Origin of the sequence: Bacillus sp. FSL P4-0290 (assembly GCF_037975435.1) — a bacterium.
Classification (GTDB): domain Bacteria; phylum Bacillota; class Bacilli; order Bacillales; family Bacillaceae; genus Bacillus; species Bacillus subtilis.
The window spans coordinates 4,169,839-4,194,708 of record NZ_CP150253.1 but is presented as its reverse complement, the minus strand read 5'-3'; the positions used below and the strand labels follow the sequence as shown (position 1 = coordinate 4,194,708).

25 protein-coding genes and 1 pseudogene are annotated in these 24,870 nt (G+C 43.0%); 22 read left to right on the top strand and 4 right to left on the bottom strand.

Annotated features, from left to right (window positions below):
• Positions 1-626 precede the first annotated feature (626 nt).
• From rpmH to noc, 8 genes are all read left to right on the top strand, one after another.
• Positions 627-761, top strand: a complete 135-nt coding sequence (gene rpmH / locus MKY10_RS21950; protein ID WP_003178075.1) for a 50S ribosomal protein L34 — start codon at positions 627-629, stop codon at positions 759-761.
• A 151-nt stretch (positions 762-912) separates the two neighbouring features.
• Positions 913-1,263: a ribonuclease P protein component gene (gene rnpA / locus MKY10_RS21945; RefSeq protein ID WP_003242628.1), complete on the top strand. Its 351-nt coding sequence runs from the start codon at positions 913-915 to the stop codon at positions 1,261-1,263.
• A gap of 144 nt (positions 1,264-1,407) precedes the next feature.
• A complete protein-coding gene (spoIIIJ, locus tag MKY10_RS21940; RefSeq protein ID WP_010886648.1) occupies positions 1,408-2,193 on the top strand; it encodes a YidC family membrane integrase SpoIIIJ in 786 nt (261 codons plus the stop codon).
• On the top strand, positions 2,190-2,816 hold the full coding sequence (gene jag, locus MKY10_RS21935; protein ID WP_003243764.1) for an RNA-binding cell elongation regulator Jag/EloR: 627 nt from the start codon (positions 2,190-2,192) through the stop codon (positions 2,814-2,816). The genes spoIIIJ and jag overlap by 4 nt, the downstream gene beginning before the upstream one ends.
• 310 nt (positions 2,817-3,126) lie before the next feature.
• Positions 3,127-4,506 (top strand): tRNA uridine-5-carboxymethylaminomethyl(34) synthesis GTPase MnmE, encoded by a 1,380-nt coding sequence (mnmE, locus tag MKY10_RS21930; protein ID WP_029318519.1) that lies wholly within the window; start codon positions 3,127-3,129, stop codon positions 4,504-4,506.
• A gap of 20 nt (positions 4,507-4,526) precedes the next feature.
• Positions 4,527-6,413: a tRNA uridine-5-carboxymethylaminomethyl(34) synthesis enzyme MnmG gene (mnmG, locus tag MKY10_RS21925; RefSeq protein ID WP_003226825.1), complete on the top strand. Its 1,887-nt coding sequence runs from the start codon at positions 4,527-4,529 to the stop codon at positions 6,411-6,413.
• A 13-nt stretch (positions 6,414-6,426) separates the two neighbouring features.
• On the top strand, positions 6,427-7,146 hold the full coding sequence (gene rsmG, locus MKY10_RS21920; RefSeq protein WP_014481512.1) for a 16S rRNA (guanine(527)-N(7))-methyltransferase RsmG: 720 nt from the start codon (positions 6,427-6,429) through the stop codon (positions 7,144-7,146).
• Positions 7,147-7,267: 121 nt separating this feature from the next.
• Positions 7,268-8,119 (top strand): nucleoid occlusion protein, encoded by an 852-nt coding sequence (gene noc / locus MKY10_RS21915; protein WP_015250778.1) that lies wholly within the window; start codon positions 7,268-7,270, stop codon positions 8,117-8,119.
• Positions 8,120-8,169: 50 nt separating this feature from the next.
• On the opposite strand, the gene MKY10_RS21910 is transcribed toward noc, so the two are convergent.
• Complete coding sequence (locus tag MKY10_RS21910) at positions 8,170-8,610, bottom strand: PH domain-containing protein (RefSeq protein WP_015715081.1); 441 nt, start codon at positions 8,608-8,610, stop codon at positions 8,170-8,172.
• Between the two features lie 247 nt (positions 8,611-8,857).
• Between MKY10_RS21910 and soj the strand changes: the two genes are divergently transcribed.
• Both soj and spo0J read left to right on the top strand, forming a co-directional pair.
• The gene (soj, locus tag MKY10_RS21905; protein WP_003219244.1) at positions 8,858-9,619 is read left to right on the top strand and encodes a sporulation initiation inhibitor protein Soj; all 762 of its coding nucleotides are present in this window, start codon (positions 8,858-8,860) and stop codon (positions 9,617-9,619) included.
• Positions 9,612-10,460, top strand: coding sequence for a stage 0 sporulation protein Spo0J (spo0J, locus tag MKY10_RS21900; RefSeq protein ID WP_015715080.1), 849 nt, complete (start codon positions 9,612-9,614; stop codon positions 10,458-10,460). Before soj ends, spo0J begins: the two co-directional genes overlap by 8 nt.
• 38 nt (positions 10,461-10,498) lie before the next feature.
• Here the strand turns inward: spo0J and yyaC are convergent, their stop codons facing one another.
• Positions 10,499-11,116 carry a spore protease YyaC gene (gene yyaC / locus MKY10_RS21895; RefSeq protein WP_015715079.1) on the bottom strand — a complete coding sequence of 206 codons (618 nt, stop codon included), beginning with the start codon at positions 11,114-11,116 and terminating at the stop codon, positions 10,499-10,501.
• Positions 11,117-11,556: 440 nt separating this feature from the next.
• Between yyaC and MKY10_RS21890 the strand changes: the two genes are divergently transcribed.
• The 11 genes from MKY10_RS21890 (at position 11,557) to MKY10_RS21840 (ending at position 20,218) form a co-directional block, all read left to right on the top strand.
• Positions 11,557-12,573, top strand: a complete 1,017-nt coding sequence (locus MKY10_RS21890) for a membrane protein (protein WP_010886647.1) — start codon at positions 11,557-11,559, stop codon at positions 12,571-12,573.
• 93 nt (positions 12,574-12,666) lie between these two features.
• The gene (locus tag MKY10_RS21885; protein ID WP_003226838.1) at positions 12,667-12,873 is read left to right on the top strand and encodes a DUF951 family protein; all 207 of its coding nucleotides are present in this window, start codon (positions 12,667-12,669) and stop codon (positions 12,871-12,873) included.
• A 50-nt stretch (positions 12,874-12,923) separates the two neighbouring features.
• On the top strand, positions 12,924-14,927 hold the full coding sequence (locus MKY10_RS21880; protein WP_029726086.1) for a molybdopterin-dependent oxidoreductase: 2,004 nt from the start codon (positions 12,924-12,926) through the stop codon (positions 14,925-14,927).
• A 126-nt stretch (positions 14,928-15,053) separates the two neighbouring features.
• Positions 15,054-16,154, top strand: coding sequence for a redox-regulated ATPase YchF (gene ychF / locus MKY10_RS21875; protein ID WP_003242727.1), 1,101 nt, complete (start codon positions 15,054-15,056; stop codon positions 16,152-16,154).
• A gap of 110 nt (positions 16,155-16,264) precedes the next feature.
• Positions 16,265-16,552, top strand: coding sequence for a 30S ribosomal protein S6 (rpsF, locus tag MKY10_RS21870; protein ID WP_003244064.1), 288 nt, complete (start codon positions 16,265-16,267; stop codon positions 16,550-16,552).
• A gap of 40 nt (positions 16,553-16,592) precedes the next feature.
• The gene (gene ssbA / locus MKY10_RS21865; RefSeq protein ID WP_003219228.1) at positions 16,593-17,111 is read left to right on the top strand and encodes a single-stranded DNA-binding protein SsbA; all 519 of its coding nucleotides are present in this window, start codon (positions 16,593-16,595) and stop codon (positions 17,109-17,111) included.
• Between the two features lie 43 nt (positions 17,112-17,154).
• Positions 17,155-17,394 (top strand): 30S ribosomal protein S18, encoded by a 240-nt coding sequence (gene rpsR, locus MKY10_RS21860; RefSeq protein WP_003219224.1) that lies wholly within the window; start codon positions 17,155-17,157, stop codon positions 17,392-17,394.
• Positions 17,395-17,457: 63 nt separating this feature from the next.
• Positions 17,458-18,216 (top strand): exodeoxyribonuclease III, encoded by a 759-nt coding sequence (xth, locus tag MKY10_RS21855; protein ID WP_029726087.1) that lies wholly within the window; start codon positions 17,458-17,460, stop codon positions 18,214-18,216.
• Positions 18,217-18,274: 58 nt separating this feature from the next.
• A complete protein-coding gene (ccpB, locus tag MKY10_RS21850; RefSeq protein ID WP_048654830.1) occupies positions 18,275-19,210 on the top strand; it encodes a transcriptional regulator CcpB in 936 nt (311 codons plus the stop codon).
• A 55-nt stretch (positions 19,211-19,265) separates the two neighbouring features.
• Positions 19,266-19,646 (top strand): VOC family protein, encoded by a 381-nt coding sequence (locus MKY10_RS21845; RefSeq protein WP_048654831.1) that lies wholly within the window; start codon positions 19,266-19,268, stop codon positions 19,644-19,646.
• Between the two features lie 17 nt (positions 19,647-19,663).
• On the top strand, positions 19,664-20,218 hold the full coding sequence (locus MKY10_RS21840; protein ID WP_032722825.1) for a sugar O-acetyltransferase: 555 nt from the start codon (positions 19,664-19,666) through the stop codon (positions 20,216-20,218).
• Positions 20,219-20,251: 33 nt separating this feature from the next.
• On the opposite strand, the gene MKY10_RS21835 is transcribed toward MKY10_RS21840, so the two are convergent.
• Positions 20,252-21,607: an MFS transporter gene (locus MKY10_RS21835; protein ID WP_048654832.1), complete on the bottom strand. Its 1,356-nt coding sequence runs from the start codon at positions 21,605-21,607 to the stop codon at positions 20,252-20,254.
• A gap of 225 nt (positions 21,608-21,832) precedes the next feature.
• Between MKY10_RS21835 and MKY10_RS21830 the strand changes: the two are divergent.
• Positions 21,833-22,733, top strand: a pseudogene (locus MKY10_RS21830) (type II CAAX endopeptidase family protein).
• Here MKY10_RS21830 and MKY10_RS21825 read toward each other — a convergent pair.
• Complete coding sequence (locus tag MKY10_RS21825) at positions 22,730-24,799, bottom strand: thioredoxin domain-containing protein (RefSeq protein ID WP_048654833.1); 2,070 nt, start codon at positions 24,797-24,799, stop codon at positions 22,730-22,732. The pseudogene MKY10_RS21830 and the gene MKY10_RS21825 overlap by 4 nt on opposite strands.
• Between the last annotated feature and the right edge of the window lie 71 nt (positions 24,800-24,870).

The window sequence follows — 24,870 nt, the reverse complement described above, 5'->3', positions numbered from 1 at the left end:
CTTCCGGCACGTCCCTCCTTTTCTTAGAAAATGGCGTCTTTCTCTGTTATAGAACACAAAAAAAGAGCAAATGGCGCTTACCATTCGTACACATTAAATGTTGAAAACATATAATATAGTAGATAAATAGCTTTTCGACAAATTTCACAACTTGTGGACAACCTTCTACACAAGCTGTGTGAAATCAATCCACAACTTATCCACACTTTGTGGATAAAGAGGAAAGGTAGGATTAGTAATCAAGAGTTAAAACACAAATATAATACCAAAATAAACGAGAGCTTGCAATGGTTGTCACAATCTTATCCACAAAGCGGACAACCTGTTGAAAAAACCTTGTCCACAGGGGTTGGTAATGTGAAAATGTTGTCGATAACCTCTGTGGATACTAAAAAAAGCCGAAAAAGATATCCACATGCGTGATTTTAGGGGCAAATTGTTTGAATTTGTCTTTTTTCCGTAAAATTAAGGAATCTAAAAAATAAGGTTTCGAAAGTTGAAAAGGTATGGTATCCTATTATGGTTGCAAGAAATAAAAGCACTAGTGAAGTTGACAATGAATAGGTAACGCAAATATAATAAGTAAGACTGTCTTTAACAGCTATTCCTCGAGGGAGGTGTCATAAATGAAAAGAACATTCCAACCGAATAACCGTAAACGCAGCAAAGTTCATGGCTTCAGAAGCCGTATGAGTTCAAAAAACGGTCGTCTAGTTTTAGCACGCCGTCGCCGCAAAGGCAGAAAAGTATTATCAGCTTAGGCCACTGAATAATGTCAGTGGTCTTTTTTCACGTTATGGGAAAAGATAGATGTGATGCGTAATGAACCGGGGCATGCTTCCTGGTTCAGATGCATCTCATGTTCATAATAAATTTTAAAAGTTTCTGCCAGCCAGTATCGGAGTGAGTCATTTGAAGAAGCGAAATCGTTTAAAGAAAAATGAAGATTTTCAAAAAGTGTTTAAACATGGGACATCAGTTGCAAACCGCCAGTTTGTCTTATATACGCTTGATCAGCCTGAAAATGATGAACTGCGTGTCGGGCTTTCCGTCAGCAAAAAAATTGGCAATGCCGTGATGCGAAATCGGATCAAACGTTTGATTCGGCAGGCCTTTCTTGAAGAGAAAGAGAGACTGAAGGAAAAGGATTACATCATTATTGCCAGAAAACCGGCGAGCCAGCTGACATATGAGGAAACGAAAAAAAGTCTGCAGCATCTATTCAGAAAGTCTTCATTATATAAGAAATCTTCGTCAAAGTAGGCATCACCACTGCTTTCTTACAACTTTTAAAAGCGCTTCCTTTCTGGTTGATCAGAAAAAGACACCATTTAAAACTGAAAGATGCTAAAATACATACAAGTATGCTTTGCAATAAAAGAGTGTAAAGATTAATTATAGGAGGAAATGTTGTTGAAAAGGAGAATAGGGTTGCTATTAAGTATGGTTGGCGTATTCATGCTTTTGGCTGGATGCTCGAGTGTGAAAGAGCCGATCACTGCAGATAGTCCGCATTTCTGGGACAAGTACGTAGTATATCCATTGTCTGAGCTTATTACGTATGTAGCGAAATTGACGGGAGATAACTACGGGCTTTCAATTATTCTAGTTACCATTTTAATTCGTTTATTAATTTTACCGCTGATGATTAAGCAGCTGAGAAGTTCGAAAGCGATGCAGGCTTTACAGCCGGAAATGCAAAAGCTTAAAGAAAAATACAGCTCAAAGGATCAAAAAACGCAGCAAAAGCTTCAGCAGGAAACAATGGCTTTATTCCAAAAACATGGTGTCAATCCATTGGCGGGATGTTTCCCGATTTTGATCCAGATGCCGATTTTAATTGGATTCTATCATGCGATCATGAGAACACAGGCGATTTCAGAGCACAGCTTCTTATGGTTTGACTTAGGAGAAAAAGATCCTTACTATATTCTTCCTATCGTTGCCGGTGTCGCTACATTTGTTCAGCAAAAACTGATGATGGCTGGCAATGCGCAGCAAAATCCGCAAATGGCGATGATGCTTTGGATTATGCCAATTATGATTATCGTATTTGCGATCAACTTCCCGGCGGCTCTTTCTCTTTATTGGGTAGTCGGTAACTTGTTTATGATTGCGCAAACTTTCCTCATTAAAGGACCTGATATTAAAAAAAATCCTGAGCCGCAAAAAGCCGGAGGAAAGAAAAAGTGAGGAATGTGACTGCTGCAGGGCGAAATGTCGATGAAGCAGTACAGTCCGGATTGCAAGAGTTGGGATTAACGAAGGATAAGGTAGAAATTACTGTTATTGAAGAGGGAAACAAAGGGTTTCTCGGTATTTTCGGTAAAAAGCCTGCGATCGTAAAGCTGGTTGAAAAGATTGATCCGATTCAGCAAGCGAAGTTATATCTTCAAACGATTGCCGAAGCCATTGCCGGGAAGTCTGATGTGACTGTTCAAGAAAGCAAAAAGACAGTGAGATATCATATAACAGGTGAAAAGGCAGCATTGTTGATTGGGAAAAGAGGACAAACCTTAAACGCCCTTGAAACTTTGACACAGCTTGCCCTTAACCGTTATCCAGGCCAATATAAAAATGTGACGGTGGATGCAGAAAACTATCGTTTGAAAAGAAAAGAAACACTGAGCCAGCTGGCCATCAAGCTTGCTGACCAGGTTTTGAAAACGAAAAAATCCATCCAGCTTGAGCCCATGCCGTCCAGCGAAAGAAAAATTATTCACGATACTCTTTCTGGATATGCAAACCACCAGATCAAAACATATTCAATGGGTGAAGGCGAAAATCGTCATCTCGTTATTTCCCATAAAAGATAGCATAAAACCGAAGTCCGATAAAAATTGGATTTCGGTTTTTTTGTATCCGAAAAATCTACTTTTCCTAGTAATATCAAGGTTTTGCCGTTTAAGTTTTTTCTTTTTAGGTGTATCCTGTTGATAAAAAGGAAGTTCAGGAAATAAAATTAATTGTTATTCACATGTGGATAAGTTAAAGTAATAAGGGACGAATTTCTATTTCTGTGGATAACAAATCTTCCACTTCGAACCAAACTATGTTATCTTTTAGTTTTGGCATAATAAAAATTTTTTTATATAGATGAAGTATAAGTAAAGAGAGGTGAACAACATGGATACAATTGCGGCAATTTCTACACCGATGGGAGAAGGCGCGATTGCGATTGTACGGTTGAGCGGACCAGAAGCCATTCAAATCGCAGATAGAATTTATAAGGGACCGAAGGGGAAAACACTCAGCTCGGTCGAATCACATACGATTCATTATGGTCATATCGTAGACAGACCTTCGGATCGTGTCGTTGAGGAAGTAATGGTATCAGTGTTAAAAGCGCCGAGAACTTTTACACGGGAAGATGTTATCGAGATAAACTGTCACGGGGGAATTGTGACTGTGAACCAAGTGCTTCAGCTCGCATTGAGAGAGGGAGCGAGACTGGCAGAGCCTGGCGAATTTACGAAACGTGCGTTTTTAAACGGGCGTATCGATCTTTCACAGGCGGAAGCGGTTATGGACTTAATCAGAGCGAAAACGGACCGGGCAATGAACGTTGCTATGAATCAAATGGAAGGGCGTCTTTCTGCTTTGGTGCGCCGTTTGCGCAGTGAGATTTTAGAAACACTGGCCCATGTTGAGGTGAATATCGATTATCCGGAGTATGATGATGTAGAGGAAATGACGCATCAGATTTTAGTCGAAAAGGCAACCGCCGTGAAAAAGGAAATTGAGGCGTTGCTGAGGACTTCTGAGCAAGGAAAAATCTTGCGTGAAGGTCTTTCTACCGTCATTATTGGCCGGCCAAACGTAGGAAAATCATCTCTTCTGAACAGCCTCGTTCATGAGGCAAAAGCCATTGTAACCGATATTCCCGGAACGACGCGGGATGTGATTGAGGAATACGTGAATGTAAGGGGCGTCCCGCTTCGTCTGGTTGATACAGCAGGTATTCGTGAAACAGAGGATATTGTTGAGCGAATCGGTGTTGAACGTTCTCGCCAGGTCCTAAAGGAAGCGGACCTGATTTTACTTGTGCTTAATTATAGTGAAGAGCTTTCTGAAGAAGACGTGAAGCTTTTTGAAGCCGTTGAGGGCATGGATGTTATCGTGATTTTGAATAAGACTGACCTTGAGGCGAAGATTGACACTGAACGTGTCCGTGAGCTTGCCAATGGACGTCCAGTTGTTACGACATCTCTTTTAAAAGAGGAAGGCATCAATGATCTGGAAGAAGCGATTCAATCACTGTTCTACACGGGTGCCATTGAAAGCGGTGATCTGACTTATGTCAGCAACACACGTCACATCTCTATTTTACAGCAAGCAAAACGCGCCATTGAAGATGCGCTTAGCGGCATCGAACAGGATGTCCCGATCGACATGGTGCAAATTGACCTTACAAGATGCTGGGAGCTTTTAGGGGAAATCATTGGAGATTCTGTCCACGAAAGCTTAATTGATCAGCTCTTTTCTCAATTCTGTTTAGGAAAATAATTAAAGGAGGAACTAGAATCATGGGGTATGAAGCAGGCCAATACGATGTGATTGTGATTGGCGCCGGGCATGCCGGTGTTGAGGCTGCCCTCGCATCTGCACGCCAAGGCGCCAAAACGCTTGTCTTGACCATCAACCTAGATATGGTTGCATTTATGCCATGTAATCCGTCTGTCGGCGGCCCCGCAAAAGGGATTGTCGTCCGCGAAATTGACGCGCTCGGCGGAGAAATGGGAAGAAACATCGATAAAACACATATTCAAATGAGAATGCTGAATACAGGAAAAGGTCCTGCGGTTCGTGCATTGCGTGCGCAAGCAGACAAATTCCAATATCAGCACGAAATGAAAAATACGCTTGAAAAAGAACCAAACTTAACATTGCTGCAAGGAATTGTGGAGCGGCTGATCGTTGAAGACGGCGAATGCCGAGGCGTTATTACACAAACAGGCGCACATTATCGTGCGAAAGCAGTTGTCATGACGACAGGGACATATTTAAGAGGACGTATCATTCTTGGCGATCTGTCTTACTCAAGCGGCCCGAATAACCAGCAGCCTTCTATTAAGCTTTCTGAGCATTTGGAGGAACTCGGTTTTGACCTTGTTCGTTTTAAAACAGGTACGCCGCCTCGCGTTAAAAGCGACACGATTGATTACAGCAAAACGGAAATTCAGCCTGGTGACGATGTGCCTCGCGCTTTCTCATATGAAACAGTGGAATATATCACAGATCAGCTCCCTTGCTGGCTGACATATACAAGCCCTGAGACACATGAGATTATTGACAGCAACCTGCACCGTTCACCGATGTATTCAGGTATGATCAAAGGTACGGGCCCAAGATACTGCCCATCCATTGAAGACAAAGTTGTCCGTTTTAATGATAAACCGCGTCACCAAATCTTCCTTGAGCCGGAAGGCAGAAATACACAGGAAGTCTATGTCCAAGGTTTATCTACAAGTCTTCCAGAAGACGTACAGCAAAGAATGCTTGCAACGATTCCTGGACTTGAAAACGTGCAAATGATGAGAGCCGGCTATGCGATCGAGTATGATGCAATCGTACCGACACAGCTATGGCCGACACTTGAAACCAAAAAAATCACAAACCTTTATACTGCAGGCCAAATTAACGGAACATCCGGTTATGAAGAAGCTGCGGGACAAGGGATTATGGCGGGAATCAATGCAGGACGAAAAGCGCTTGGAAAAGAAGAAGTAATTCTAAGCCGTTCTGACGCCTATATTGGTGTTCTGATTGATGACCTTGTGACAAAAGGTACCAATGAGCCATATCGTCTTTTGACATCACGTGCGGAATACAGATTGCTGCTTCGCCATGACAATGCTGATTTGCGTCTGACAGAAATCGGACATCGCATTGGATTGATTTCTGATGAGCGCTATGCGGCTTTTGAGAAGAAAAAAGCGGCGATCGAGGCGGAGAAAAAACGTCTTCATTCTGTAATTATCAAGCCGTCTCCGGAAAATCAAGAATATATCCGATCTCTTGGCGGAAGCGAATTGAAAGATGGAGTTCGCGGCACAGACTTGATGAAACGTCCTGAAATGAACTATGAAACAGTCACAAAACTGGCGCCGCCAGAAGTGCCGGTTCCTCAAGACGTGGCAGAACAAGTAGAAATCCAAGTGAAATATGAAGGATATATTGAAAAATCTCTTCAGCAAGTGGAAAAACTGAAGAAGATGGAAAATAAAAAAATTCCAGACCGAATTGATTATGACGCAATTAAGGGGATTGCGACCGAGGCGCGTCAAAAACTGAAAAATGTACGGCCTTTGTCTGTTGCCCAAGCTTCCCGCATTTCCGGTGTAAACCCGGCGGACATTTCAATTCTATTGGTGTATTTAGAGCAGGGACGCATTGCGAAGATAGCCGAATAGAAAGGATGACGGCATGAATATTGAAGAATTTACTTCTGGTTTGGCGGAAAAAGGGATCTCCCTTTCTCCCCGTCAGCTAGAGCAATTTGAGCTGTATTACGACATGCTGGTTGAATGGAACGAAAAAATCAATCTGACTTCAATAACAGAGAAAAAAGAAGTGTATTTAAAGCATTTTTATGATTCCATTACAGCTGCTTTTTATGTCGACTTCAATCAGGTGAACACGATTTGTGATGTCGGAGCGGGAGCGGGTTTTCCAAGTCTGCCGATAAAAATATGCTTTCCGCACCTCAATGTCACAATCGTAGATTCACTGAATAAACGGATCACGTTTTTAGAAAAGCTATCTGAGGCTTTGCAATTGGAGAATACAACATACTGCCATGACAGAGCTGAAACGTTCGGGCAACGGAAAGACGTGCGTGAAAGCTATGATATTGTGACAGCGCGAGCAGTTGCGAGATTATCTGTTTTGAGTGAGCTTTGCTTGCCTCTGGTGAAGAAAAACGGTTTATTTGTTGCTTTAAAAGCCGCATCAGCGGAAGAAGAACTGAATGCAGGCAAAAAAGCAATCACGACGCTTGGAGGAGAACTTGAGAATATCCATTCTTTTAAGCTGCCTATTGAAGAAAGCGATCGTAATATTATGGTGATACGCAAAATAAAAAATACACCTAAGAAGTATCCAAGAAAACCGGGAACTCCTAATAAATCGCCAATTGAAGGGTAATTTAGACAGCCTGATATGACAATACCATCATATTTTCATCAAAATTGATGGATGTACAGCAGGAAAAACCATGAGAAAATAGAATTATAAAAATGGCAGTTTTTAAAGGTGGTGTAGGTACATGAAGCATTCATTCTCTCGTTTCTTCGGGCTTGGTGAGAAGGAACAGGAGCCGGAGATTGCTGAACATGATACAAACAAAGAAGAGATTCTGGAAATACCGGTAAATGCTATCGTTCCCAACCGTTTTCAGCCACGCACCATTTTCTCAGATGAAAAAATCAAAGAGTTAGCAATGACCATTCATACACACGGCATTATTCAGCCGATTGTTGTTAGGCATACAGAAGAAGAAGGCCAATACGAACTCATTGCAGGTGAAAGACGCTGGAGAGCGGTGCAATCGCTTGAGTGGGAAAAGATTCCGGCAATTATTAAGGATTTTTCCGACACGGAAACCGCTTCTGTGGCGTTAATCGAAAACTTGCAGCGGGAAGAACTGTCTTCTATTGAGGAAGCGCATGCTTATGCTAGGCTGCTTGAGCTGCATGATTTAACACAGGAGGCACTCGCACAGCGCTTAGGAAAAGGGCAGTCTACAATCGCGAATAAGCTTCGGTTATTAAAGCTGCCTCAGCCGGTCCAAGAGGCAATTATGGAGAAGAAAATCACCGAGCGCCATGCCAGAGCACTGATTCCGCTGAAACAGCCTGAGCTCCAAGTCACACTGCTCACAGAGATTATTGAGAAAAGTTTAAATGTAAAGCAGACGGAAGACCGCGTGGTGAAAATGCTGGAGCAAGGCAAGAGAAAGCCAAAGCCGAGACGCAAAGCATTCAGCAGAGATACAAGAATTGCGATGAACACGATTCGCCAGTCACTATCAATGGTGGAAGACAGCGGTGTAAAATTGAATACAGAAGAAGAAGAATTTGAAGAATATATTCAATTAACGATTCGCATACCAAAATAGAAGCTCTCCTGAAAAGCAGGAGAGCTTTTTATATTTTCAATAAAAGGTAATCACTTACTTTTAGTGAAAATTATTATATTAGAATTCTTTTCTTTGAGTTTGTGGATAAACTCTTCAGATTTTTGCGGTGAAATTACTGCATGTCCCCATCCCTCCTGATAATATATTGTGATGGCATGGCGAGAGCCGATCAGACGAAAACCGGACCATAGTTTCTTTTTTTGAACGACTTTATCGATTTTTTCATAAGGAATTTGATGTTTGATCAATCCGGCTTTAATGATCAGATGGTGTTCCTTCAATACATATTTTAGGTCAATAAAGCTCCAAATGATGAGTCCATTTAAAAGAGTCAGCAGAATAAAAATGATCCAGCCGGAAACTCTCATATTTCCCAGCACAAAAGGAACAATGGCATCTGCTTGTATCAGTAATATGAGAAACACAATCATCAGCGTAACGGGTACATCTCTCTTCGTTTGATAAACCATTTTCTCACCATCCTGTTTCCACGTTCTGTACTGTGACTTCTTCTTTTTTTCTTTAAGAAATTCCTTTTTTAAGTCAAAAAAACATAGAAATTGCAGAATTTATAAGAGAAAGCATAAAGCGTGCTTGAATTTTCAATTATTTCCCTTCTGATTCGGAACAAAATGATGAAAAAAATGAAACGCTTTAATCTTTTTTTGATAGAATAGAAGCAAGATAGTACATGTTCATGTGAAAGTAGGTGACATCGTGGGAAAAATCATAGCAATTACGAACCAAAAAGGCGGGGTCGGCAAAACAACGACGTCTGTCAACCTTGGGGCATGTTTGGCTTACATAGGGAAAAGGGTTCTGCTGGTAGATATTGATCCGCAGGGAAATGCGACAAGCGGATTAGGGATTGAAAAAGCCGATGTAGAGCAGTGTGTGTACGATATTTTAGTAGATGATGCAGATGTAATAGATATTATTAAAGCAACGACAGTAGAGAACTTGGATGTGATTCCTGCGACGATTCAGCTTGCAGGGGCTGAGATCGAGCTGGTTCCTACAATATCAAGAGAAGTGAGATTGAAGAGAGCGCTTGAAGCAGTAAAGCAAAATTATGATTATATTATCATTGATTGTCCGCCGTCATTGGGCTTGCTGACGATTAACGCCCTTACAGCCTCGGATTCCGTTGTGATTCCTGTACAGTGCGAATATTATGCCTTGGAGGGTCTCAGCCAGTTATTAAATACAGTACGTCTTGTGCAAAAGCATTTGAATACTGATTTAATGATTGAAGGTGTATTGCTGACAATGCTTGATGCCCGGACAAACCTTGGCATTCAAGTGATTGAAGAGGTTAAAAAGTATTTTAGGGATAAAGTATATAAGACAGTTATTCCGCGTAATGTCCGTCTGAGTGAGGCACCGAGTCACGGAAAACCCATCATTTTATACGATCCGCGGTCAAGAGGTGCGGAAGTATATTTAGATTTAGCAAAGGAAGTGGCTGCGAATGGCTAAAGGCCTTGGAAAAGGGATTAATGCGTTATTTAATCAGGTAGATTTGTCTGAAGAGACAGTTGAAGAAATTAAAATTGCCGATTTACGCCCTAATCCTTATCAGCCAAGAAAACACTTTGATGACGAGGCATTAGCTGAACTAAAAGAATCTGTGCTGCAGCATGGCATTCTTCAGCCGCTTATCGTCAGAAAATCTTTAAAAGGCTATGATATTGTTGCGGGTGAACGGCGTTTTCGAGCGGCAAAGCTGGCAGGTTTAGATACAGTTCCGGCTATTGTCCGTGAATTATCAGAGGCGTTAATGAGGGAAATTGCTCTATTAGAAAACCTTCAGCGTGAAGATTTATCTCCGCTTGAAGAGGCTCAGGCATATGACTCCTTGTTGAAACACTTAGATCTCACACAAGAGCAGCTCGCCAAACGTCTTGGGAAAAGCAGACCGCATATTGCGAATCATTTAAGACTGCTGACACTGCCAGAAAATATTCAGCAGCTTATTGCCGAAGGTACGCTTTCTATGGGACATGGACGCACGCTCCTTGGCTTGAAAAACAAAAATAAGCTTGAACCGCTGGTACAAAAAGTGATTGCGGAGCAGCTTAATGTTCGCCAGCTTGAGCAGCTGATTCAGCAATTGAATCAGAATGTTCCACGTGAAACAAAGAAAAAAGAACTTGTGAAAGATGCGGTTCTAAAAGAACGGGAATCCTATCTCCAAAATTATTTTGGAACAACAGTTAATATTAAAAGACAGAAGAAAAAAGGCAAAATCGAAATTGAATTTTTCTCTAATGAAGACCTTGACCGGATTTTAGAGCTTTTGTCTGAACGAGAATCGTAAATGAAGAAACCATCTTTCAAGCAAAGATGGTTTTTGTTTTATATGCGCCCAGTGAGTCTTTGCAACGGGTTAAGGCGTTCTTGCCTCCACTCTGTCCGATCTGTTAAACTCAATCCTTCCGCGAGAACATTGGCCATATTCATGACCAAGTTGAGTCTAGTATTTTGCAATACAAAATATTCCATAAAACCGCTCACATTCACGATTCCGTTAATATGAAGATCTCCCACTTCAGGAAGGTCTTTTTGTACACCGGCGCCGGGCTTTAATGGCCCGTCCCCGATTTGAAATGAACCCACACTCTTAACGCGGCCTAAGCATGCATCGACTGCTATAATAAATGGGTTTTTATGTAATTTATGAATGTCATTGATTTTATCCTTCATGTTCACAGCATGGACGGGGTCAGATAAGGTTCCGTAGACATGGAATCTGGTGAGCTGCATCTGTTTGAGTTTCATTCCTACGAGCGGGCCTAATGAGTCACCGGTTGAACGGTCTGTTCCGATACAAACCACGACAATTGGTTTGCCGGCAGCTTTACGTAAGGATGAAGAAAGGATGGTTTGGATTTGTTTTGCCGCTGCAGCATCTGTATGTGAAACATATTGCTTTACTCGTTCCTGAGAGGAAAAAAGCCCGCCTTTTCGATTCATGGGTTTCACTTCCTTGTTATAGTAGGTAACAGAATTGCTATGGTGTGTGTAGTTATGTAAGGTTGTTTACAGTATATCCAGCAGTATGGTTTTTTATGCTTTGTGTATGGCACCGGAGATTTTAAAAAAGTAGAGGGCATGATATGAATGGTTAGTGGGCGATTACAAGTATTGTCCCTCATTGCCTCGATCATGATCAAGCAATTGTCTGCTTATGAAACACTTTATAGATAGGAATGGTTAATGAGGTTCATTCCTTCATTCCACTGCAAAATGATATATTTTTAGACTGCCTCCATTAGCAGTCTTTTTTTTATGTGTATTTCGTATGATAATTTCACCTTGTGTTCAAATGTCTATGAAAATATGGCATGTTTGCTTTCCTTTATTTATATAGTAACAATAACGGGAACAAGCTGAACTTTGTCTATGAGGTGATAGTGTTGTGGAGAGCCGGAATGAAGTGGATGCTGCTCATATTAGGGAGCCTGATCGGGGCCGGATATGCGAGCGGTCAGGAGATATGGCAGTTTTTTGGGGCGGAAAGCGGACTTGCTATTGTGCTGTTTACAATTATGTTCATTTTCTCGTCTTATATTGTGATGAAAATCAGTTTTAAGGTTCAATCCACTCATTTTCTGCCGGTTCTGGAGCATTTAATGGGGCCATGGCTGGCGAAAATTTATGATGTCCTCATCATTTTTTATTTGTTTTCGACGACTATGGTGATGATTGCCGGAGGCGGTGTGACCCTGCAAATGTACAAGCTTCCTTTCTGGTGGGGAATCACGCTGATTTGCATCGTGACAGTGTGTTTGTTTTTGTGGGATGTGAAAGGAATATTATCTATAAATAGTATTTTGATTCCTGTGTTAGTAGCGGGGCTTTTATATGCGCTGATCTCCTTTCAGAGCACACATCACCATACGTGGACGATTGATTTGTCCCAGCAGTATAACTGGCCTGCGAGCATTACGTTTACCTCTTTAAACATCCTTTCAGTTGTTGCGATTTTATCCTCTGTTGGGAAAGAGATGAAAGGGCTCGGAGAAGCAAAAATCGCAAGTGTGGCAAGCGGTCTTATTTTTGGCGTGATCTCATTTGTTTATAATGAAACGTTGGTGGAGCTGGCGGGCTCCCTTTCTCAGTTTGAAATACCGCTGTTTGCCGTTCTGGAGGGTGCGCCTTATTTCCTTTTTTTATGTATGACGGCGGTGCTGTGCCTGGCGATTTACACGACGACGGTAGCTGGTTTGCTGGGGCTGTCCAGCCGGCTGATGGCGTTTATTCATATGCCGAGATGGATGATTGTGTTGATTTTGTTAGTGTTAATGGTACCTTTTACTTCTTTTGGATTTTCTGATTTGATCGCGTTCTTGTATCCGATATATGGGATGCTCAATTTGTATTTGTTAGTTTGTCTGCTCTTATATCCTATTTTGAGTAAATGGAAATAAGAGGATGGATTTCTTTTCGGGTATCTTGATTGCTCTTATGATCAGTTTTTTTGTACAATAGATACAGCAGTTTAGGAAAAGAGGTGAAGGGTCTTGGCGGATAAAGACTTTGGCCTGAATGATATCGTAGAAATGAAAAAACCGCATCCATGCGGAGCGAACAGCTGGAAAATTATACGCATGGGAATGGATATTCGAATTAAGTGTGAGGGATGCTCTCACAGTGTTATGATTCCGAGAAGAGAATTTGAAAGAAAACTAAAAAAAGTACTAGTCAAGCATGAGGAGCCTACTTCATAAATAGGCCGACACTCATGCTTTTTCATATAGAAGGTAAGGAGAAGACGGCGATGAGCAAAGTGCATCAGTCGGCATGTCCGCTGAATTGTTGGGACAGCTGCGGCTTTTTGGTGACTGTTGATGATGGAAAGGTAACAAAAGTGGACGGAGATCCAAACCATCCGATTACGGAAGGTAAAATCTGCGGCCGCGGCAGAATGCTTGAGACAAAAACAAATTCGCCTGATCGGCTTCGCTATCCAATGAAAAAACAAAATGGCGAGTTTGTGCGGATTTCTTGGGAGCAGGCACTTGATGAAATTGCCGATAAACTTCGGGAAATCAAGGAAACGTCGGAGACGACTGCTGTTTTGCACAGCCATGATTATGCGAATAACGGTCTGTTAAAAGCGCTTGATCAGCGTTTTTTTAATGGATATGGCGGCGTGACCGAAATCGTCGGAAGCATATGCTGGGGCTCCGGCATCGAGGCGCAAAGCTGGGATTTTGGCCGTTCGTACGGTCACGGCCCGCTTGATATTTACAACAGCAAGCATGTTGTTGTGTGGGGAAGAAATGTATCCAGAACAAATATGCACTTATACCACCACTTGCAGCAGGTGAAAAAGAAGGGCGCCACGATTACGGTGATTGATCCGATCTTCAACCCGACTGCTAAGCTTGCTGACCGCTATATCTCTGTAAAGCCTGGAATGGACGGCTGGCTTGCGGCAGCCGTTTTGAAGGTTCTGATTGAGACGGGAAGAACGGATGAAACGTTTATTTCTGAGCATTCTGTCGGTTTTGATGATGTGAAAGAGTTTTTGAAAACTGTTTCTCTGGAAGAGTTTATTGTGAAAACAGAAACTTCTATGGAGGAGCTGGAGTATCTGGCCGGTTTGTATGCTGATGGTCCGGTGTCTACTTTTATGGGGCTTGGCATGCAGCGATATAAAAACGGCGGGGGAACGATTCGTTGGATTGATGCACTTGTTGCGGCAAGCGGAAATGTCGGAATTAAGGGCGGCGGCGCGAATTTCGGAAATGTCCAGATTGGCGAGAGCTTTGCAAAAACAAAGCTGACGTTGCCGGAATTAAAAACAACATCACGTTCTTTTTCAATGATGACGCAGGCTGAAGAAGTGTTGACCGCTGCTGATCCTGCGATTGAGATGATTATTGTGACGTGCGGAAATCCGCTGACTCAGGTGCCGAATACAAATAAGGTGAGACAAGCATTTGAAAAGGTTCCAATGACGGTCGCGATTGATTCCATTATGACGGATACCGCAGAGCTGTGTGATTATGTTTTGCCGACTGCCACTGTTTTTGAAGAAGAAGATATCTACTATTCCAGTATGTATCATCATTATGTTCAGTACGGGAAGAAGCTTGTGGAGCCGCAGGGTGAAGCGAAATCGGACAGCTGGATCTGGTCAGAGCTTGCAAAACGTCTTGGGTTTGGCGAGCTGTTTGAATACAGCACTCAAGAATTTTTAGAGATGGGGCTTTCTTCATTGGAAGCAGAGGATGTGACACTTGAGCGTTTAAAAGAAAAAGGCCACCTCCCTCTTCCAGTAAAACAGGTGCCGTGGGATGATTATCAGTTTTTGACGCCGAGTGGAAAATTTGAATTTACTTCGTCGCTTGCTGAGCAAAAAGGATTTAGCGGCTCGCTTCAATTAAATGTGCCCGAAGAATCTGTTTTCCATAATGAGGAGTTAGCTGGAAAGTACCCTTATACGCTCTTATCCATTCATCCGCAGCGTTCCAATCATTCACAGCATGTGCCGTTTATTGAAAAGCTTCAGCACGTTCAGGTCGATATTTCTCCAGATATAGCGGCTGAGCAGGATCTTCAGGATGGAGACGAGGTTGTCATCTTTAATGACCGCGGACGCTTGAAGGGCAAGGTGAAAGTGATGAAACAGGCTCATGCGAAGACGATTAATATAGATGAAGGCATGTGGGCGGCTTTTGGAGGGTCAGTCAATGCACTGACAAATGATACAAATTCTGATAATGGAATGGGAAGTACGCTTTTTGACTGTTTAGTAGGCTTGAAAAAAGCATAATCAAAGGGATTGGCAGGCTGAAAATGCTTTTTTGTCAGCTTGTCTTTTCCAGTGAACCTCCTTATAATTGCTCTAGGTTCAAAATACGCTCATACAATGACGGTTTTATATAGAGGAGATGAAAGAATGGCTTTAACAGCTGGAATTGTTGGTTTGCCGAACGTCGGAAAATCAACACTATTTAACGCAATTACACAGGCCGGTGCCGAATCAGCCAACTACCCGTTCTGTACAATTGATCCGAACGTGGGAATTGTAGAGGTGCCGGATGATCGTCTGCAAAAGCTGACTGAGCTGGTCAACCCGAAGAAGACTGTGCCGACTGCTTTTGAATTCACTGATATTGCAGGGATTGTAAAGGGCGCATCTAAAGGAGAAGGACTCGGCAACAAGTTCCTATCTCATATTCGCCAAGTTGACGCGATTTGCCACGTTGTCCGTGCTTTTTCCGATGACAACATTACACACGTTTCCGGAAAGGTTGATCCGATTGATGACATTGAAACGATCAACCTTGAGCTGATCCTCGCTGATATGGAAACGGTTGAAAAGCGGATTACACGCGTCAGCAAGCTTGCGAAGCAAAAAGATAAAGACGCTGTATTTGAGTTTGAGATTTTATCTAAACTGAAAGAAGCGTTTGAGAGTGAAAAGCCTGCTCGATCTGTAGAATTCACTGAAGAGCAGCAAAAGCTTGTGAAGCAGCTCCATTTACTGACTTCGAAGCCTATTTTGTACGTGGCCAACGTAAGTGAAGATGAAGTTGCTGATCCATCTGGCAATGAAAATGTAGCGAAGATTCGCGAGTACGCTGCCGGCGAAAATGCAGAAGTTATCGTTGTATGTGCAAAAATCGAATCTGAAATCGCTGAGCTTGAAGGCGAAGAAAAGCAAATGTTCTTGGAAGAGCTGGGCATTCAAGAATCAGGTCTTGATCAGCTGATCAAAGCGTCTTACTCTCTTCTAGGCCTCGCAACATATTTCACAGCCGGAGAACAGGAAGTCAGAGCTTGGACATTCAAAAAAGGCATGAAAGCCCCTGAGTGTGCAGGAATTATTCATAGTGACTTTGAGCGGGGCTTCATTCGTGCTGAGACAGTTGCTTATGAGGATCTTCTTGCGGGCGGCGGTATGGCAGGAGCTAAAGAGGCAGGAAAAGTCCGCCTTGAAGGGAAAGAATATGTGGTCCAAGACGGAGATGTTATTCATTTCCGATTTAATGTATAGGATGCAGTTGTAAAGGGACAAGAGCTTTGGTATAATATAAAATTGTGAGTAATAGAATTATTGCTCCTTGCCCATTATGGGCCGCTTAGTCCAAAAGGAGGTGCAAACAGATGAGAAAGTACGAAGTTATGTACATTATCCGCCCAAACATTGACGAAGAGTCTAAAAAAGCAGTTATCGAGCGTTTCAACAACGTTCTGACTTCTAACGGTGCGGAGATCACTGGAACAAAGGATTGGGGTAAACGTCGTCTTGCTTACGAAATCAACGATTTCCGCGACGGTTTCTACCAAATCGTAAACGTTCAATCTGACGCTGCGGCAGTTCAAGAATTTGACCGTCTAGCTAAGATCAGTGACGATATCATTCGCCACATTGTTGTTAAAGAAGAAGAATAAGCAATTTTGAAATATATAATGGTAAAAGGTGGTCTTTCTTATGCTTAACCGAGTTGTATTAGTCGGAAGACTGACAAAAGACCCAGAGCTTCGTTATACGCCAAACGGTGCGGCTGTTGCTACGTTTACTCTTGCTGTGAATCGTACATTTACGAACCAGTCCGGAGAACGTGAGGCCGATTTCATTAATTGTGTCACTTGGAGAAGACAAGCCGAAAACGTTGCAAACTTCTTGAAAAAAGGAAGCCTTGCAGGCGTAGATGGCCGTTTACAAACAAGAAACTATGAAAACCAGCAAGGACAGCGTGTCTTCGTGACAGAGGTCCAAGCTGAAAGTGTTCAATTTCTTGAGCCGAAAAACGGCGGCGGTTCTGGTTCAGGTGGATACAACGAAGGAAACAGCGGCGGAGGCCAGTACTTTGGCGGAGGCCAAAATGATAATCCATTTGGGGGAAATCAAAACAACCAGAGACGCAATCAGGGGAACAGCTTTAATGATGACCCATTTGCCAACGACGGCAAACCGATTGACATCTCGGATGATGATCTTCCATTCTAATGTGATTATCGCCTAAAATGAAAAAGAAAGGAGGGAAATGACAATGGCAGGAGGACGCAGAGGCGGTCGTGCGAAACGCCGTAAAGTGTGTTATTTCACTTCTAACGGTATCACGCACATCGACTACAAAGATGTAGATCTTCTTAAAAAGTTTGTTTCTGAGCGCGGTAAAATTTTACCACGTCGTGTAACTGGAACAAACGCTAAATACCAACGTAAATTGACTGCAGCGATCAAACGCGCACGTCAAATGGCTTTACTTCCATACGTAAGCGGTGAGTAAGCTGATGCGTAAAGAGCAAGAACCTTCGGGTTCTTGCTCTTTTTTATAGGGGGAGGATGAAACATGAAGTTGATTTCATGGAATGTAAACGGCCTGCGGGCTGTGATGAGAAAAATGGATTTTCTCTCTTATTTGAAAGAAGAGGATGCAGATATTATATGTCTTCAGGAAACGAAGATACAGGACGGCCAGGTTGATCTCCAGCCTGAAGGCTATCATGTGTACTGGAATTATGCAGTGAAAAAAGGATATTCCGGCACAGCTGTTTTTTCTAAGCAAGAACCGCTGCAGGTCATCTACGGTATCGGAGTAGAAGAGCATGACCAAGAAGGCAGAGTGATTACGCTGGAATTTGAAAACGTGTATGTGATGACTGTTTACACGCCCAATTCCAGAAGGGGATTAGAGCGGATTGATTACCGCATGCAATGGGAAGAGGCTTTATTGTCTTATATTCTTGAATTGGATCAGAAAAAACCAGTGATTTTATGCGGTGATTTGAATGTAGCCCATCAGGAGATTGATTTGAAAAATCCAAAGGCGAACCGGAATAACGCTGGATTTTCAGATCAAGAAAGAGGGGCATTCACTCGTTTCTTAGAAGCTGGCTTTGTTGATTCTTTCCGTCATGTTTATCCTGATCTTGAAGGCGCTTATTCCTGGTGGTCGTATCGTGCCGGCGCCCGGGACAGAAATATCGGATGGCGGATTGATTATTTTGTTGTTTCTGAAAGACTTAAGGAACAGATTGAAGATGCCAGCATATCAGCGGACGTCATGGGTTCCGACCATTGTCCTGTTGAACTTATCATCAATATATGATGAGATAGCAGTAAGGATTTTACACTTACTGCTTTTTTTATATGAAAAGGAGAAAGAGATGGCAAATATAAAAGAGATCGCAAGACTGGCAAATGTATCTGTTTCGACTGTCTCGCGTGTATTGAATCACCATCCTTATGTATCTGAAGAAAAGAGAAAGCTTGTTCATCAAGTCATGAAGGAATTGGATTATACGCCAAATCGAACCGCAATCGATCTCATTCGCGGGAAAACCCATACGGTCGGTGTGATTCTGCCTTATAGCGATCATCCCTGCTTTGATAAAATCGTTAACGGAATCACCAAGGCGGCTTTTCAGTATGAGTATGCAACGACCCTTCTCCCCACCAATTATAACCCCGATATTGAAATCAAATATTTAGAGCTGTTAAGAACGAAGAAAATAGACGGTCTCATCATTACTTCCCGCGCCAATCATTGGGACAGCATTTTAGCTTATCAGGAATATGGGCCGATCATCGCTTGTGAGGATACCGGAGACATTGATGTTCCTTGTGCTTTTAATGACAGAAAAACTGCTTATGCAGAGAGCTTTCGCTATTTAAAGAGCCGCGGGCATGAGAATATTGCTTTTACGTGTGTCAGAGAAGCTGATAGGAGCCCGAGCACGGCTGATAAAGCTGCGGCCTATAAAGCTGTCTGCGGAAGGTTGGAAGACCGCCATATGCTGTCCGGATGCAACGATATAAATGATGGTGAGCGGGCAGCTGAACATTTTTATATGAGCGGGAGGGTTCCGACTGCTATTTATGCAAATAGTGATGAAGTGGCAGCTGGAATTCATCTATTTGCCAAAAAGAGTAATTGGGATGTTGAAATCATAGGCGAGGGGAATACTTCTATCAGCCGTGTTCTTGGTTTTCCGTCGCTTGATTTGAATCTTGAGCAGCTCGGCATCGCAGCATTTTCTCTATTTTTGCAGGATGAACCCGCTGATATCAAAATTCAGCATAAATTTAAGAAAAAAGCTTGAACTGAAATGCATTTCATACCTTATAACTTCATTGAAGGCGAAGGAGGAGGAAGAAATGCATATTGAACATACAGCGGTCTGGGTCAATGATTTAGAGCGAATGAAATCTTTTTATGAAACGTATTTTAATGGCGAAGCGAATGATTTGTATCATAATGAGAAAAAAGATTTTAAGTCTTATTTTATTACGTTTGATTCCGGAGCAAGGCTGGAGATTATGAAAAAAGGGAATGTGACCGATCCGTCCTCACAAACAATGACAGGCTGGGCACATATTGCCTTTTCCGTTGGGAGCCGGGAGAAAGTTGACGAACTGACTAATCGATTGAAGGCGGATGGTTTCGCAGTAGTTAACGGCCCGAGGACAACAGGAGACGGCTACTATGAAAGTGTGATTGAGGATGATGAAGGAAATTTGATCGAGATTACAATCTGACATCTGGAGTGACTTACATGCTGAGGACAGAAAAAGAAAAAATGGCAGCCGGAGAATTATACAATTCGGAAGATCAACAACTATTACTAGAACGCAAACATGCGAGACAGCTGATTAGACAATATAACGAAACACCGGAAGATGATGCAGTGCGGACGGAGCTTTTGAAGGAGCTGCTCGGTTCGGTTGGGGATCAAGTCACGATTTTGCCGACATTCCGCTGTGATTATGGCTATCACATTCATATCGGAGATCATACATTTGTTAATTTTGACTGTGTCATTTTAGATGTGTGTGAGGTGCGTATCGGCCGTCATTGTTTGATTGCGCCAGGTGTACATATCTACACGGCCGGTCACCCTCTTGATCCGATCGAAAGGAAATCCGGGAAGGAGTTCGGTAAGCCTGTGACAATTGGAGATCAAGTTTGGATTGGAGGCCGGGCGGTGATTAACCCGGGAGTGACAATCGGTGATAACGCAGTGATTGCTTCTGGATCTGTTGTCACTAAGGATGTACCCGCTAATACTGTTGTAGGCGGAAACCCCGCGAGGATTTTGAAGCAATTGTAATGAGATCAGTGCGGCAGATCCGCACTGACTTTTTTAAATCTGTTTCGCATTCGTATTAGGACCGAAGAAGATTAACAGCAAGGAGCATGCGAGCCAGCAGCCCCCAATAAATAAGAAGACGCTGATATAGCCGAGCTGAACGGCAATAAATCCGACAAGCAATGAGCCAAAAATGTTTGAAAAACGGCCAAGACCATAGGCTAAACCGCTGCCAGACGAGCGGTATTCAGTCGGATAAGGTTCAGATGTATAGGCGTATAAGTTCGAGGTAAAGACCCGTTCTGTGATATTCACGATAAAACCAAATACAATGATCATGATGGGAATAAAAGTCATACCATATAAGAGCCCGGCGATGGCCGTCAGAAACGCACTCGCAGCTAAAATCCATTTTCTTTGAAATCTTTCGGAAATCATGGAGCCGAGCAGTGCACCAAGCGGAGCGCCGATGGAATGCAATACGTTATACCACAATGTATTTTCCATGGTGACGCCATTGCTTTTTAGCAGGCTTGGAACCCATGAGGCAAATCCGTAAAACCCAAACGTTTCAAAAATCCATACAGCAGATAATACGATGGTGATTTTGAGGTTTCTGCCTTTCAATAAGCCGGCATAACCTGCATTCTGCTTAACAGTTTCGCTTACTTTAGGCTGGGATGCTGCCGGAAGCGGGCCTTTCTCCTTTTCAACCTGTGCCTCAATTCGGTTGAGGATCGCATCGGCTTTCGCATATTCCCCGCGATTTTCGTGCCAGCGAGGCGACTCTTCCAGCCGTCGAATAAAGAAAAAATAAATAAGGCCGACGGCACCCCATACAAATACTAGCCTCCATCCCCATGAACCAAGAGGAATGACAAAGGCAGACACAATGTTGGTGATCGGAACCCCGATCAATCCAATCATGGCACAAAAAGAAATATATTTTCCACGTACACTTGAAGGGAAAAATTCCGCCAAATAGCTATTCGTAATGACCATGGCGGCTGCAACGCCAAATCCGGTGAGAAAACGGAATGTCATTAAAGATGGAATGTCCCATGCCGCAGCATTGCATAGCGATGCGATTGAGAAAACAAAGACAAATAGATTTAAGGCTTTTTTGCGGCCGATTCGATCGGACAGCCGTCCGCCCAGTGAAGCGCCTAAAAACATGCCTAAAAACGAAGCAGCCGTTACGTTAGCAATAGTTGAAAGCGGGATGCCCCAATGCTCGATCAGTGCCGGCGCTACATTGCTGAGGGTAAATAAATCTGCGAGATCAAAGAAATAAACAATGCCGAGAGCGGTTAACACTTGGAAATGAACGCGTGAAATCGGAAGGCGGTCTAAACGATTCGCTGCGTTTGAGAAAGGATGTGTATTCTTTTGTTTGAAGATCGTATTCATAAAAAACCCCCTTTTAGTAGTAAGAAAAGACTGAAAATTCCCCTCTTGGGACTATTATAAGTATCTTGGTTCATTGGCAACAGAGTTCAAATCACTAGATGGAAGAACTAAATTCACACTTTATATTTTAATTTTGCTTGAAAGATTTCCAAAACAGTAGATTCATAGACCAATTTATGCAAATATATAGTAATATTCTCATTGAAAGGAAGAGACATAGAAGGAATGAATTCATTTATCCGTCCTATAGAAGGAAACAATACGTTGTGGAGATATTTTTTCGCTTTTTTGGTGATGGTAGGGTTATATGTATTCGGGAATATAGCTTACCTTTTCGCTATACTGTTCACGGTTATTGTGAATCCCAATATCACGTTTGATTTGGATGAAGCTGTGCTGAGTGATCCCCTCGTAGATCTTTATTTGTCCCATGTGATTTATTTATTCGCCATTCCGGGAGTTTGGCTGGCTGTGCGCTTTATTTTGAAGCGGCCTTTCCGAACTGTGATTACACCAAATTCAAAGATGAATTGGCGGAGAATTTCCTTTGGTTTTATTGCTTATTTCTTGCTGATGATCGCCGTACAATTGATTGATTTTGCGATTCATCCTGATAGCTATTCAATGCAAGAGTTTAATGCCTCACGCTTTATCTGGCTGCTAGCGGCTGCCCTCATTTTGGTTCCGATTCAGACATCAGCTGAGGAACTGTTTTTCAGGGGATTTTTGCTTCAAGCTTTCGGGAGATTGACGAAAAATCCTCTATTTTTGACACTGATTGTCGGAGGATTGTTTGGCGTATTGCATTTTGCGAATCCAGAAATGAACAATGGCGCTGTCTGGGCAGGAATTGAGTATTTAACATTTGGTTTTGTGTGGACCTATTACACGATTAAAACTGGAAGCATCGAAATATCACTTGGCGCCCATGCCGCGAATAATATGTTTTTGTGTATGTTTATTACAGAAAAAAAACAGTGTGTATGGAGGAATTCCTTCTCTGTTTACGGTTACGCGGGGGAACCCGATGTGGGAGGCTTTCTTTACGATAGCGGTCAACCTTGTGTTTGCGGGGATCGCTTTATGGTACCATAAGAAATCAAAAAGTAAGCAGCAAGGGTCTTAATCCCTGCTGCTTATTAATGTGTGGATCGCTTCTTCAATATTTGTTGTCGGCTGCTGGCAGGCGAAGTTTTCACAAATATAAACGGTTGTTTTGCCGTCTATGATGCGGTAGTCTGCAGCGAATGGCGCAATGTCTTTGCATTGATCAGGATGCTCTGCTACCAGAATGGAGTCGTTAGGCTTAAAGGCTTTTTGGAGCTCTGTTATGATTTGTTTTCTGGCTGGATCGTCTGCGCTTCCAAAAATCACGATTTCTTTTTTAGGCATTAGATGCCTTAACACACTTTGCATAAAGAAAGCATGGCCGCTCGGATACGCGTCGATGTCTGGCTTGAACACGGAAAACATCGTTTCCGCTTTTTCGATCAGTGATAAGTCGCCGGTGACTTGGCCGAGACGCAGCAGCTGAACAGCTGCCACACTGTTTCCGGAAGGCACGGCGCCGTCGTACACTTCTTTTTCCCGTACGATTAAGGCTTCTGCATCGTGTCCGGTGAAGTAGAATCCGCCATGCTCCTCATCCCAAAATAAGCTGATCATATCGTCTGTCAGTTTCTTCGCTTTTTGTAAATAAGAAAGATCAAACGAAGCTTCATAGAGATCCAGATAAGCCCATAGGAGAAAAGCGTAATCGTCGATAAAGCCTTTGGTTTTCACTTCGCCATCACGATATCGGACCATCACACGGCCGTCGATGATTAATTTGTTTTCAATAAATGTGATGGCGTCTTTCGCTAGGCTGAGATATTTCGGCTCCTGGTATACCTTTGCCGCTTTCGCAAGACCCGCGATCATCAGCGCGTTCCATGAGGTAAGCACTTTATCATCGACATGGGGATAGGTTCTTTCCTCGCGTGTCTTCAAGAGCTGCTGTCTTGCGTCTTCGAGTTTGAGGCTGAGCTCTTTTTCGGTTAACCCGGCATCCTCTTTGATTTGTTCTCGCTTTGTGTGAATGAGGTTAGGAATATTTTTGCCTTCAAAGTTTCCTTCTTCAGTGATGTCATACACTTGGCAATACAGCGTTCCGAGATCGTCTCCGAGCGTTTTTAGAATCTCTTCCTTTGACCACACGTAGTACTTTCCTTCTTCTCCTTCTGTATCCGCGTCTAAAGCAGAGAAAAAGCTTCCGTCTTCATGAGTCATTTCCCTCTGAATGAACGTAATGATCTGCTCACAAATCTCTTTATAGCGGCTGTTTTGCGTGACCTGATAGGCTTCTGTATAAGCGGTCAGCAGCAGCGCATTGTCGTACAGCATTTTTTCAAAGTGGGGAACGAGCCACTCGTCATCGGTCGAATAGCGGGCGAACCCATAGCCGATATGATCGTAAATGCCGCCATTCGCCATGCTGTCCAGCGTTTTCGTCACGTTGTATAAAGCGTTCTCCTGCCCCGTATTGTGATGATAACGAAGCAAATACATCAGCATATGGGGCATCGGAAATTTCGGTGCCTGCCCGAAACCGCCGTAGATCGTATCAAACCCGCTGGCAAGCTGCTGGAATGTCCGGGAAATCGCTGACTCGCTAAGGCCTTCGCCTGATTTGGCGGCTGTTTTGGTCTGCAGATGTTTAGCGGCGTTCTCCGCAATATCCTCGACATGCTCACGGTCGTTCGCAAACGTCTCAGACAGATGCTCAAGCACATCAACAAAACCGGGACGATTGAATTTGCTCGTCTTTGGAAAATATGTACCCGCGTAAAACGGCTTCTGATCAGGCGTGATAAACACATTCAGCGGCCAGCCGCCCTGCCCGGTCATCAGCTGGCAGATTCTCATATAAACAGAATCCACATCCGGCCGCTCTTCCCGGTCGACTTTAATCGCCACAAACCGTTCATTGAGAAGACGCGCGATTTCTTCGTCTTCAAAGCTTTCGTGAGCCATAACGTGGCACCAATGACAAGTCGAATAACCGATGCTGACCAGAACCGGCTTGTTTTCGCGTTTTGCTTTTTCAAAAGCTTCTTCTCCCCACGGGAACCAGTCCACAGGGTTGTGGGCGTGTTGGAGTAAGTATGGTGATTTCTCATTGATTAATCTATTGGGTTTACTTTTGTTTGGCATGGGATCACCTTCTTCCTATAATTAGTGTATATTTAACTTAACACATTTTCTCAAAAATACTCCCTATTTCT